Genomic DNA, 12,438 nt, shown 5'->3' with positions numbered 1-12,438 from the left:
ATGACAGGACATAAACTCTTCGACACAAGTTCCGCATTGCAAAACATCGTTCCGCGCAATGCGCAATCACCTATCACGACGAATGCACAGGAGAGAGAAATCGATGGGCGCGCTCAGCCATATCCGGGTGTTGGATCTTTCGCGAGTACTGGCCGGGCCGTGGGCCACGCAGAACCTGGCGGATCTGGGAGCCGATGTCATCAAGGTCGAGCGCCCGGGCGTGGGCGACGACACCCGTAGCTGGGGCCCGCCGTATCAGCGCGACGCCGAGGGCAACGACACGCAGGAGGCCGCGTACTATCTCGCGGCCAACCGCAACAAGCGCTCGCTCACGCTCGACATCTCGCGTCCGGAGGGTCAGGCGATCGTGCGGGCGCTCGCGGCGCAAAGCGATGTCGTCGTCGAGAATTACAAAGTCGGACAACTCGCCAAGTACGGCCTCGACTACGCCTCGCTCAAAGCCATCAAACCGGATCTCGTCTACTGCTCGGTCACGGGCTTCGGCCAGACCGGCCCGCATGCCTCGCGCGCCGGCTACGACTTCATCGTGCAAGGCATCGGCGGCTTCATGAGCATCACCGGCGAGCGCGACGGTCTGCCGGGCGGCGGTCCGCAAAAGGCAGGCGTGGCGATTGCCGATCTGATGACGGGCATGTATGCGAGCCTCGCGATCATGGCCGCCCTCACCCATCGCGACCGCACGGGCGTAGGTCAGTACATCGACATGGCGCTACTCGACACGCAGGTCGCCATGCTCGCCAACATGAACACCAACTATCTCGCAAGCGGCAAAGCCCCCGTGCGCTGGGGCAACGCACATCCGAACATCGTGCCGTACCAGACGTTCCAGACGGGCGACGACGGCTGGATCATCGTGGCCGTGGGCAACGACGGGCAATTCCGCAAATTCGTTGAAGCGGGTGAAGAACCTGCGCTTGCCGACGACGTGCGCTTCGCGACCAACCCGTCACGCGTGCGTCACCGCGACACGCTCGTGCCGATCCTTGCGCAGATGGTGCGCAAGTTCGGCAAGGACACCTGGATCGACAAGCTCGAAGCCGCCGGCGTGCCGTGCGGGCCAATCAACACGTTGCCGGAAGTGTTTGCGCATCCGCAGGTCGTCGCGCGCGAGATGGCCGTCGAATTGCCGCATGCGTCCGGGGGCGTCGCCCGTTTGGTCGCCAGCCCGATGAAGATGAGCGAAACGCCGACGGTTGCGCGCAGCGCCCCGCCCACGCTGGGTCAGCACAGCGACGACATTCTGCGCGAGCGGCTTGGTTTCGACGACGCAAAGATCGCACAACTACGCGGGGACAAGATCGTCTGACGCCGATGGAAAAGGGCCTGACGCGAAACCAATCGCGACAGGCCCGGCCACCGGCGCGACCCACGTTACGCGCCGATTCATTGCGCGGGCGCCCCCGCGCTTACGTTGCCCGTCTATTCGTATCGCTTGCCTTCGGCAAGCAGCGCCGGGGTACCGATCACCGCATTCAAGCCATCGAAATCGAGCATGCGATCGCCCCATGCCGCCGTGGTGCCTTGCGCGTGCAGATTGGCGTAATACCCCTGCAGGGTATTGGCCACGGCGCGGGCTGTCCCACCCGGAAAGATCACGATACGAAAGCCGATGTCGGCGAGCGTCTGTGCGCTTTGCACCGGGGTTTTGCCTCCTTCGACCATATTCGCGAGCAACGGCACGCGCTGCGCGAATCGCTCGCACGCCGCCGCCATCTGCTCGGGGCTGCGCAGCGCCTCGATGAATAATGCATCGGCCCCTGCCTCCAGATACTGCTCGGCACGATCGAGCGCCGCATCGAGGCCTTCGACGGCCACGGCATCTGTGCGCGCCAGGATCAGGGTGTTGGCGTCGTGACGTGCATCGAGCGCTGCACGTACCTTGCCGACCATCTCCTGCACCGGCACCACCCCCTTGCCGTCGAGATGACCGCATCGTTTCGGAAAGGTCTGATCCTCCAACTGGATCATTGCCGCCCCGGCACGCTCGAAACCTCGCACGGTGCGTTTGACGTTCAGCGCGTTGCCGAAGCCGGTGTCGGCATCGACGATGACAGGAATCTCTACGCGCTCGGCAATCCGTGCGAGCGTGTCTTCTACCTCCGGGTAGGTCGTCAACCCGATGTCCGAACGTCCCAGTCGGGTGTAGGCAATCGACGCCCCTGACAAATACAGTGCCTCGAAGCCCGCCTGTGCGGCGATGAGCGCGGACAGCGCGTCGTAGACGCCCGGCGCGAGCAACACGCCGCCACCGAGACGTTGTTTGAGAGACGACGAAGTCGTCATGCGGATGTCTCCTGAGAAGAGGATTTGGCGGCAAGCGCGTCGAGCGTCGTATGCGCCGTATGTGCCGCGATAAAACCGCCCGCCACAGCCGAGAGCAGGCCATTGCCCGATAGATAGCCCCAGACCGCGTTGCCCGACACGCCGCGCGCGGCTCCCCCGGCAGCCAGCAGATTGGGGAATGGCTTGCCGTCGGGCGTCAGCACGCGGCAATGGGCGTCGATATCGAGTCCGCCCTGCGTGTGGAACAGCGCGCCGGTCACTTTCACTGCGTAATACGGCGCGGCGATGGCTCGGGCGAACGTCCGTCCGTCGCCCGCGGTGGCGCCGCGCGACACGGTATCGAGGGTCTCGCGCAGGGTCGTGACGTCACAGCCGACGACTCGGGCGAGCGCGTCGATGTCCGCACAGGTCTTGAGCGCCCCGGCGGCCTCGGCGTCCTGAAAGTCGGGGAACGTTCGGGCTAGCGCCAGCGTCTGTCCGTCGAACACGTTCCACGCAATGCCATCCGTTTGCGCCAGCACATGCACAGCCGCCTCGGAGTAGCCATGTGTCTCGTCGTGGAAGCGCCGCCCTTCCCGATTGATCTGGAAGCCGCCGTCCATGATGACCGCCCACGAAATCAGCACACCGTGCGGGCTCGCCCACGAGCCATGTCCCTGATAGCCACCGAGATCGGCCTGTGCCGCGCCCAGCTCGCGCCCCCAGAGCAGCGCACTGCCGTCGTTGCCCTCATGTCCGCCGTACACCGCGTTCGCCATCTCAGGCAACAGTTCGGCGCGAAGCGCGGCATTGCCGCCGAACCCGTTGCACGCCAGCAGCAGCACGTCGCAGCCGAGATACTCCATCGAACCGTCAGGACGCACGCCACCCACGGCACGCACACGCCCGGCCTCGTCCACCCACAACTCGCGAACCAGCGTGCGCGTGAGAACAGCGGCATCGGTCGCCTGCACGGCACGATCCAGCGCCGCCATCAGCGCAGCGCCGGTGCGCTCGGGCAGGCTGTGCATGCGTCGCACCGTGTGTCCCGGATAAAGAAAGCCGTCGAGAATCTCGAAGCGCAGGCCGTGGCGTGCCAGCAAGTCCATCGCCGGGCCCGAGGCCTCCGTATAGGCGCGCACGAGATGCGTGGCAGCCGTACCCCGGGTCTTGCCCGCAATGTCGTCGGCGAATCGGCGCGGGCTGTCGTCGATACCTGCCGCACGTTGCACTTCGCTCCCGGCTGCCGGGATGAACCCCGACGAGAGCGCCGTGGAACCGCTGGGCAACGCGTCGCGCTCCAGCAGCACGCAGTCGATGCCGGCCTCTTGCAGAACCAGTGCGGCCGTCAGTCCGCAAGCGCCCGCGCCCACGATCACGACACTGACGTGAGGCAGATCGTCCGTCGGCGGCAAGCCGTGGCGAATCACCGGCGCGCTCATGATGAAATACGGCCCATGAAGGCCTCGCAAGTCACGACTTCGCCAACGGTGCACAGATCGGCGAGCGCGGCGTCATGCGCGGCAGGCGTGGGAGCAGCGCACCCGTCCGAGAGCATCAGCACACGATAGTCGCGCATGTGCGCGTCGCGCGCAGTGCTTGCCACGCCGCCGTTCGTCACAATGCCGCATACCGCCACCGTCTCGATGCCTGCGCGTCGCAGCACCCAGTCGAGCTGCGTGTTGAAGAACGCCGAGTAAGCCACCTTCCACACCGACATATCGACGTGGCGCGCGAGCGCATCCACCGTCGCGTGCCCCGGTGTGCCGGCCACGAAGTCACCGCGCCGCAGGAAGGGTCGCAATTGCTTCAGATGCGGAGAAATCATGGGCTCGCCATTCGCATCGGGCCAGAGCGTGAACTGGCTCGCCGCCACGTAACCGCCCGCGGCTTTGAGCGCCTCGGCGACCGGCGCCACCCGCGCAGGCAGCGCTTGCGCCTGTGGAGTGGCTGCACCGCCACGATCGTACGCGCCGCCCGAGGTGATGAAGTCGTTCTGCAAATCCACGATGACCAGCGCTGTGCGAACGCTGTCGAGCTTGAGGGTTTGACTCATATCGTCTCTCCGGTCGCGATGCTCAGGCACTGCGCGTGATGAGCAGGTTGCCCAGCGCGTCGACACGTCCTGCGAATTCCGGTTCCAGCCATATCGTGGTATCCGATTGTTCGAGGATCGCGGGGCCGGCCACCGTTGCCCCTACCGGCAAATCGAGACGCGCATAACGCACGGCATCCCACCACTGCCCGGCGTGATAGACGCGTTGCGTGCCCAGCGGCGCAGGCATAGCGCTCGCTTGCGGTGCCAGCACCGCGAGATCGAATTTCGGACGCACACCGATGCGGGCGTAGCGCAGATTCATGATGCGCACCGCAATGCCGTCGAGCGCGCGACCGAAGGCCTCGCGATAGGCAGCTTCAAACGCCTGAGCGATGCCATCGCGATGCAACGCGTCGCGCGACACCGGCACCCGCACGGTGTGGCTCTGCCCGACGTAGAGCATGTCGAGTTCGATGACTTCGCGCACCGACTCGAAACGCACGCCGGCCGAATCCAGACGTGTTTGACAAGCCTGTGCAAGCGCCTCGACACGCGCGACAAGATCTTCGACGTCGAGCGCCGCAAGCGGCTGATTGAGTGTCTGCACGCTGTCGTGGCGCATATCGGCCATCACGCAGCCGAGTGCCGAGGTCACGCCGGGATAGCGCGGCACGATCCCGGTGGTCGTACCGACCTCGCGCATCATGGCGCAGACATGCAAGGCGCCGCCGCCGCCAAACGGCATATAGGCGAACTGACGCGGATCGTGCCCCCGCTCGATCGACACCACACGAATGGCCCCTGCCATCTTGGCATTGGCCACCGTCAGAATCGCTTCGGCAGCCGCATGCACCTCCAGCCCCAACGGCTCGGCGACATGCTCGCCGATGGCTTGTGCCGCCAGCCCCGCGTCGAGCTTGTCGAGCAAGCCGCCCCCCAGCGGCCGGTCTGCCGCAATGCGGCCGAGCAGCACGTTGGCATCGGTCACGGTCGGGCGCAAATTGCCACGTCCGTAGCAGGCCGGTCCCGGAATACTGCCCGCCGATTCCGGCCCTACTTGCAGCAAGCCGCCAGCGTCCACCGACGCAATCGAGCCGCCGCCGGCGCCAATCGTCTCGATCTGAATCATCGGCGAGCGCACCACCATGCCGAATTCGATGGATGTCTGCGCAGAGAGCGACGCTTCGCCGCCCGCAACGAGCGAGACATCGAACGATGTGCCGCCCATATCCCCTGTCACCACGTTGGGGAAACCGGCCGCACGCGCAATCGCAGCGCAGGCGATCACGCCCGCTGCCGGCCCCGAGAGCGCGGTACGCACGGGCACGTCGCTCGCAGTCTGGCGCGACATGATGCCGCCGTTGCTTTGCACGACCAGCAGTTCCCCCGCAAAACCCTGCGCCTTCAGATCGCGCTCAAGCCGCGTGAGATAGCCGCCGACCACGGGTTGCAGTGCGGCGTTGAGCGTGGCGGTCGAACATCGCTCGAACTCGCGAATCTCGGGCAACACCTCCGTTGCCGCCGTCACATTGCCGTTGGGCCACAGCGCACGCACGGCTGCGACCGCACGTTGTTCGTTGACCGGATTGGCATAGGCATTGATGAAAAACACGCACACCGCCTCGCAACCGGCTTCGAGCAACGCGCGCGCTGCCGCTTCGACCTGAGCGACGTCCACCTCGGTGTGGATCGTGCCGTCCGAGAGCACGCGCTCATCGACTTCCAGGCGCAAGTCGCGCGGCACGATCGGTGTGAAGTCGCCGCGCAGTCCCCATGTGGCGGGACGGTCGCGCCGGCGCATCTCCAGCACGTCGCGAAAACCGGTCGTGGTGATGATGCCAGTGCGGGCCACCTTACGTTCCAACAGCGCATTCGTGCCGACGGTCGTACCGTGCACAATGGTTGCGATGGCGCCTGCCCCCGCCGTCCCGGCGGTGTCGCCCACCCGTTCGATGCCGTTCATGAAGCCCCGCGCTTCTTCGCCGCGTGTCGACGGCACCTTGACGATACGCGCCGCACCGGCCGCTTCGTCGAGCACGAACAAATCCGTGAACGTGCCGCCCACATCGACACCCACGATCAGCGGGGCTCCGGTCGTTGCTGCTGTGCTCATGCCTGTTGCTCCTTCGTTGCCTTGCCGCTCGCGGCGTCGGCCGCCTGCGTCACATACCCCATCGCCCGGTCATGGGCGCGCGCCGCCGCGTCGCGCCGTGCGGGATCGCCGTAGCCGCCGCCGCCCGGCGTCTGAAGCCGCACGCGCTCACCTCGCGCCAGCTTGATACCGAGCATCTTCGATGCCATCGGCGGGGTGTGCCACTCGCCTTCGTTCTGATATTGGAAAACGTTCGGCACCGATGCCTGACCGCCGGCAATGCCTTGCGGTGCCGAGCGGCCCCGCTCACCGAACACGAACGCTTCTGCGCTGTCTTCCAGCAATTCGATCTCGTAGATCGCACCCAGGCCGCCCCGGTGTTCGCCGTCGCCTGCCGAGTCGGGACGCAGCGCCCACTGCGTGAAACGCACGGGATAGGCCGCCTCGAGAATCTCGACGGGGGGAATCGTGGCCGTCGAAATCGGCGCATTGCCGTGCGACAGACCATCGCCATCCATGTGGCCGCCATGACCGCCGCCGAAGAAGCTGAACATCACCCATCGCTGGCCGCGACGCGCCTCGTCTGTTCGGTAACCCGCAATCGACAGCGCATTGATCGTGCCGTATGCCTGGGCCATCGCACGCTCCGGCGCGGCCTTGGCCATGGCGCAGAAGATCACGTCGATCATGCGCAGAATCGTTTCCGTGTAACCGCCGACAGGGCGCGGACGCTGCGCCGAAATCACCAACCCTTCCGGCAGTTCGAACTGCACGGCGTCCAGCACGCCCGCATTGGCGGGCACATCCGGGAACAGATGTTTGAGCGCCACGTAACAAGCGGCAATGGCGGTCGCCCGGGAGATATTCACCGGCCCCATGCACGCGGGCGACGTGCCCGTGAAGTCGAGCGTGAGCGTCTCACCCTGCACCCGCATGCGCAGGGCAATCGTGAGCGGCTCGTCGCGCACGCCGTCGTTATCGAGCATGTCCTGATAGAGGTACTCGCCGTCGGGCAACGCTGCCACATGCGCGCGCATGAGCTTGACGGCCCGCTCGCGCAGTTGACCAAGCGCTTCCTGCACTGTGGTGTCGCCGTATTCGTCGAGCAGATCCGTCAGACGTCGCGCGCCGAGGGTCAGCGCCGACAGTTGGCCGTTCAGATCGCCCCAGAGACTGTCGGGCAGTCGCGTGTTCGCCTTGAGGATGGCAAGCACGTCGGCGTCGAGCACCCCACCGCGAACGATGCGCACGGGCGGGATCTGCACGGCTTCCTGCCAGCACTCGGTAGCCGCCGGATTGTAGTTGCCGGGTACTGCGCCGCCCACGTCATGCCAGTGCGCCGCCGACGCCAGAAAGCAATAAAGCCGGCCGTTGCGAAACACCGGGCGCACGAGCTTGAAGTCGTTGGCGTGGGTGCCCCCTTCGTAGGGATCGTTGAAGAGCCACACATCGCCATCGACCATGCCGCCACGCTCGGCGGCGGCGCGCGCCGCCGCCTGCACGGCAAAAGCCATCGCACCGACGAAGACGGGCAGGCCCGACTTGCCCTGAATCAGCGTGGCGCCGGTGGCTGCGTCGTAGATGCCGTGGCAAGCATCGTGCGCCTCGGCAATGATGGGGTTGAACGCACTGCGGTAGAGCGTCGCGTCCATTTCGTCGGCGATCTGCTCCAGACGGCCCTTGAGGACCGCCAGAGTGACGGGATCTAGCATGAAGAAACTCCGTTGGATGTCGCTTGAGGTGCCGTACCGCGCCGCTTGAGCAGATTGAGCAGCCCTCCCGCGTCGACCATGTCGAGCAGGAAGCCCGGCACGGTCTCGCAGGCGAGCCGGCTGCCGTCGGCGCGTTCGACGAAGCCTTCGCGCGGCGCGAGCCGCAGGGCGTCGCCCTCGGCAATGCGATGTGCGTCGGCACAGGTGAGCAGCAACAGCCCCACATTGAAGGCGTTGCGGAAATACAGGCCGTTGAACGACGGCGCGATGACGGCACGCACGCCGAGATGCACCAGCGCCGCTGCGGCCTGCTCGCGCGAGGAGCCGATGCCGAAGTTGGGGCCGGCGACGAGGACATCGCCAGCCTGCACGTTGGCGGCGAACTCGGGACGAACGCGATGCAGGCAATGTCGCGCGATCTCGTCGATGCCGAACTTCATATAGGCGCCCGGCGCGAGCGCGTCGGTATCGATATCGGCGCCCACTACCCAGGCGCGATGCAAGGTGCTGCGTGGATCAACAGTCGTAGTTGGGGTGGTCATGGACAAGTGTGACAAACGAAGTCTCAGACGAGCATGTCGCGCGGGTCGGCAATGCGCCCCGTGAGCGCGGCAGCCGCCACCGTATAGGGCGAGCCGAGATAGACCTGGGCAGTCTCCGATCCCATGCGTCCCTTGAAATTGCGGGCGGTGCTCGACATGACGGTGGCGCCTTCGGGAATCGAGCCGCCGTATCCCGCGCAAGCGCCGCAGGTCGTGGCGAGCACCTGCGCGCCGGCTGCGGTAAGAACGTCCATCACGCCTTCGCGAGCCGCCTGTGCCTGATCGCGCTGCGACGCCGGCGCGACGACAAAGCGCATGCCCTTGGCCACGCGCTTGCCTTGCAGCACGCGGGCTGCCGCGCGCAAGTCTTCGAGCTTCGCCCCCGTGCAGGCGCCCAGATAAGCGACATCCACCGTCACGTCGGCGAATTCGTCGACGCCGCGCGTATTCGCGGGGCTGTGCGGCGCGGCCACTTGCGGGGCAAGCGCGGTGGCGTCGAACGTGTGAACTTCGGCCACGGCGCCCGGATCGCCCTGCCAGCGACGAATGTCGATGTCTTGCGTCACGCCAACCGAGCGCAAGTAGTCGAGCGTGGTCTCATCGGGGGCAATCAGTCCGACCTGCGAGCCCAGTTCGGCGCTCATGTTCGAGAGCGTCATGCGCTCCTGCATCGAGAGCGCCCGCACGGCCTCGCCACAGAACTCGATCGCCTGATAGCGTCCGCCGTTCATGCCGAAGCGGCCGATCATGTGCAGCATCATGTCTTTCGCGGTGACGCCGTCGGTCAGGCATGAGTCCCAGCGCATCTGAAGGGTTTCCGGCACCTTCACCCAGATTTCGCCTGACACGGCCACGCCCAGCATTTCCGTGCTGCCGATACCGAACATGTAGGCACCGAACGCACCGCCCGTGGGCGAATGTGAGTCGCCACCCACGCAGAACATGCCGGGGCGCAGATGCCCATGCTCCGGCACGACCACATGGCAAATGCCGACCGAGTCGTAGACGTTGGGCAACGCCTGTGCGCTCGCCCAGTCGCGCGCAATGCGAACGATGCGCCGCGATTCGTCGTCGGACTCCGGCACATAGTGATCGATGACGAGCACCACCTTCGACTTGTCCCACAACTGCGCCCCCAGCGATTCGAGCATCGGTTGCAGTCGGCGCGGGCCACTGGAATCGTGAAACATCGCGAGGTCGACGCGGCAGGTGACGATCTCGCCCACGGCCACTTCGTCGCGGCCACAGGCCGCCGCCAGCAGTTTTTGCGTCAGAGTTTGAGCCTTGGTCATTGCCTTACATTCCGAGATAGGCGCGGCGCAGGTCGCTGCTCGCCAGCAACTCGGCGCACGTGCCGCTGTGACGAATCGCCCCGTTCTCCAGGACATAACCGCGCTGTCCGGTTTCCAGCGACTGGCCCACGTTCTGTTCCACGAGCAGAATCGACAGGCCGTCGTGTTGCAGACGGGCGATCAGCGTGAAGAGCTCTTCGACCATCAGGGGCGAGAGACCCAGGGAAGGTTCGTCGAGGATGAGCAACCTTGGCTGGGCCATCAGCCCGCGGCCGATGGCCAGCATCTGCTGCTCGCCACCTGACATCGTGCCGGCCGGCTGAGCAATACGTTCGCGAAGACGCGGGAACAGGTCGAGCATGCGCTCCAGACTTTGCTCACGCGATGCACGTCCCCGGGCAAATGCGCCAAGCACCAGGTTTTCGCGCACGCTCAGGTTCGGGAAAATTCGCCGGCCTTCCGGCACCTGAATCAACCCGGCCTTCACGACGTCGCGGTAATGGCGTCCGGTGAGGTCGTGTCCGTCGAACCGCACGCGCCCCGCCCAGACGGGATTGATGCCCGAGAGCGTGTTGTTCAGCGTGGACTTGCCAGCGCCATTACTGCCGAGCAGCACCACGATTTCGCCCGCACCGACCGTCAGGTCGACACCGCGCAGCACCTCGACACGACCATAGCCCGTGCGCAAGCCTTCCACTTCCAGCAAATGGCTCATTGCGCACCTCCCGATTGGGCGGCGAGCCGCGCTGCGGTGCCGTGCCCCAGATAGGCTTCGATCACGGCAGCGTCGGACGTGACTTCACGCGGCGTGCCGGCGGCAATCAGCTTGCCCTGTGCGAGCACCCACACATGCTCGGCAAGACTCATGACCGCGCGCATCACGTGTTCGATCATCAACACCGTCACGCCGCTGTCGGCGATCTCGCGCACCACGGGAATCATCTCGTCGATCTCGCTCGGGTTCAGGCCGGCGAGCACTTCGTCGAGCAACAACAGCCGCGGGCGGGTCGCCAGCGCACGTGCGAGTTCGAGCCGCTTGCGCCCACACACGGTCAGATCGGCGGCAGGCTTGTCCAACTGCGCCTGCAAGTTCGTGCGCAGGGCAACCTCCTCGGCCTCGCGCAACGCCGCACGACGATCGCGTTGGTGCAGATGCGCGCCCACGGCAATGTTCTCGCGCACCGTCTGCGCGCCAAACGGCTGCACGATCTGGAAGGTGCGCGTCAGCCCCTGGCGCGCCGTCTCGAACGGGGCTTGGCCCGTGATGTCCCGCCCCTGAAACTCGACGCGGCCCGCCGTGGGTGTCAGGAATCCGGAGAGCAGACCGAACAGCGTCGTTTTACCGGCACCGTTCGGGCCCACGAGTGCACTCAACGTGCCCGGCTTGACGACAAGACTCACGTCCTGCACCGCCTTGAGGCCGCCGAACGTAATGGACAGGCCATTGGCCTTCAACAGCACCTCAGACACGGGCGTTCTCCTCATGCGTGGCGGCCGCCTGCGCGTCGGGCGCAGTCACCGTCTTCTTGTCCATGCCCAGCAGGCGGCGCACCGATGCCCCTGCGCCGGTCATACCGCGCGGCAGGAACATCACGATCAGAATCAGCACCGCGCCGTAGATCACCATCGACAGGCCCGGCAACTCGCCGAACAGGTTGCGCGTGAACTCGCCCAGCGCGTACAGCACGGTCGCGCCCAGCACCGGTCCCCAAAGCGTGCCCATACCGCCCACGATCACGCCGACGAGCGCTTCGACCGAGATCGTCGAGCCGAACGCGATACCTGCATCGATGTACTGGAACATCTGCACGTAACACATGCCTGCGGCGCTCATGAACGCGCCGGACAAGGCAATCGCGCCGAGTTTGACGCGCAGCGGATTCACACCGACCGCGCGAGCGGCGTTCTCGTTGTCGCGCACCGCTTGCAGCCACGCGCCGAAGCGCGAATGCCGCAGCCAGGCCGTGACCAGCAGTGCCGCCATCACAAACACGAGCAGCAACGTGGCGTAGCCGCGCGGCGACGCGAATTGCAGATTCGCCACGCTCTGGCGCAACGGCACCATGAGGCCCACACCGGCGCCGGTGAACGGCAGCGACACGGCGAGAATTCGGAAGACTTCCGCAAATGCCAACGTCACCAGCGCAAAGTACGAACCCTTGAGGCCGTAGCGAAATGTGACCGCACCGATGACGATGGCAACCCCGGTGCCCATTGCAATGGCGAACGGCATCGCCAGCCAGGGGTTCCAGCCCCACTGCAATTGGGCAATGGCCTGCGCATAGGCGCCAACGCCGAAAAAGAGCGCATGCCCGAACGACAACTGCCCGCCGAACCCGCCCAGAATGTTCCAGGACTGCGAGAGCAGCACGGTATAGAGCGTCATCATGACGAACGACAGCCACACACCCGATTGCAGCGTGATCAGCAGCGCCGCCATCACGACACCAAACAACACGATCCAACGAAGGTCTCTCAT

At 65.7% G+C, this 12,438-nt stretch carries 11 protein-coding genes; 1 reads left to right on the top strand and 10 read right to left on the bottom strand.

Features of this window, described 5'->3' with window-relative positions; all coding sequences use genetic code 11:
* Window positions 1–103 precede the first annotated feature (103 nt).
* A complete protein-coding gene (locus PI93_RS11955) occupies window positions 104–1,327 on the top strand; it encodes a CaiB/BaiF CoA transferase family protein (protein ID WP_039368760.1) in 1,224 nt (407 codons plus the stop codon).
* A gap of 113 nt (window positions 1,328–1,440) precedes the next feature.
* Here the strand turns inward: PI93_RS11955 and PI93_RS11950 are convergent, their stop codons facing one another.
* Genes PI93_RS11950 through PI93_RS11905 form a run of 10 tightly spaced genes read right to left on the bottom strand, consistent with a single transcriptional unit; the run spans window position 1,441 to window position 12,438 of the window.
* Entirely contained in the window at window positions 1,441–2,304 is an 864-nt protein-coding gene (locus tag PI93_RS11950; protein WP_039368763.1) for an isocitrate lyase/PEP mutase family protein, read from the bottom strand.
* Window positions 2,301–3,725 carry an FAD-dependent oxidoreductase gene (locus tag PI93_RS11945; protein WP_052240559.1) on the bottom strand — a complete coding sequence of 475 codons (1,425 nt, stop codon included), beginning with the start codon at window positions 3,723–3,725 and terminating at the stop codon, window positions 2,301–2,303. The genes PI93_RS11950 and PI93_RS11945 overlap by 4 nt, the downstream gene beginning before the upstream one ends.
* Window positions 3,722–4,339, bottom strand: coding sequence for a cysteine hydrolase family protein (locus PI93_RS11940; RefSeq protein ID WP_039368766.1), 618 nt, complete (start codon window positions 4,337–4,339; stop codon window positions 3,722–3,724). The genes PI93_RS11945 and PI93_RS11940 overlap by 4 nt, the downstream gene beginning before the upstream one ends.
* A gap of 22 nt (window positions 4,340–4,361) precedes the next feature.
* A complete protein-coding gene (locus tag PI93_RS11935) occupies window positions 4,362–6,434 on the bottom strand; it encodes a hydantoinase/oxoprolinase family protein (RefSeq protein WP_039368768.1) in 2,073 nt (690 codons plus the stop codon).
* A complete protein-coding gene (locus PI93_RS11930; RefSeq protein WP_039368773.1) occupies window positions 6,431–8,125 on the bottom strand; it encodes a hydantoinase B/oxoprolinase family protein in 1,695 nt (564 codons plus the stop codon). Before PI93_RS11930 ends, PI93_RS11935 begins: the two co-directional genes overlap by 4 nt.
* Window positions 8,119–8,667: a LeuD/DmdB family oxidoreductase small subunit gene (locus tag PI93_RS11925; RefSeq protein ID WP_039368776.1), complete on the bottom strand. Its 549-nt coding sequence runs from the start codon at window positions 8,665–8,667 to the stop codon at window positions 8,119–8,121. The genes PI93_RS11930 and PI93_RS11925 overlap by 7 nt, the downstream gene beginning before the upstream one ends.
* A 23-nt stretch (window positions 8,668–8,690) precedes the next feature.
* The gene (locus PI93_RS11920) at window positions 8,691–9,959 is read right to left on the bottom strand and encodes a 3-isopropylmalate dehydratase large subunit (RefSeq protein ID WP_039368781.1); all 1,269 of its coding nucleotides are present in this window, start codon (window positions 9,957–9,959) and stop codon (window positions 8,691–8,693) included.
* A 4-nt stretch (window positions 9,960–9,963) separates the two neighbouring features.
* On the bottom strand, window positions 9,964–10,674 hold the full coding sequence (locus PI93_RS11915) for an ABC transporter ATP-binding protein (RefSeq protein WP_039368784.1): 711 nt from the start codon (window positions 10,672–10,674) through the stop codon (window positions 9,964–9,966).
* The gene (locus PI93_RS11910) at window positions 10,671–11,429 is read right to left on the bottom strand and encodes an ABC transporter ATP-binding protein (RefSeq protein WP_039368787.1); all 759 of its coding nucleotides are present in this window, start codon (window positions 11,427–11,429) and stop codon (window positions 10,671–10,673) included. The genes PI93_RS11915 and PI93_RS11910 overlap by 4 nt, the downstream gene beginning before the upstream one ends.
* Window positions 11,422–12,438 carry a branched-chain amino acid ABC transporter permease gene (locus tag PI93_RS11905; protein WP_052240560.1) on the bottom strand — a complete coding sequence of 339 codons (1,017 nt, stop codon included), beginning with the start codon at window positions 12,436–12,438 and terminating at the stop codon, window positions 11,422–11,424. The genes PI93_RS11910 and PI93_RS11905 overlap by 8 nt, the downstream gene beginning before the upstream one ends.

It is taken from the genome of Pandoraea fibrosis (genome assembly GCF_000807775.2).
In the GTDB taxonomy this organism is placed as follows: domain Bacteria; phylum Pseudomonadota; class Gammaproteobacteria; order Burkholderiales; family Burkholderiaceae; genus Pandoraea; species Pandoraea fibrosis.
The sequence above is the reverse complement of the archived record's forward strand: the minus strand, read 5'-3'. Positions and strand labels throughout refer to the sequence as shown.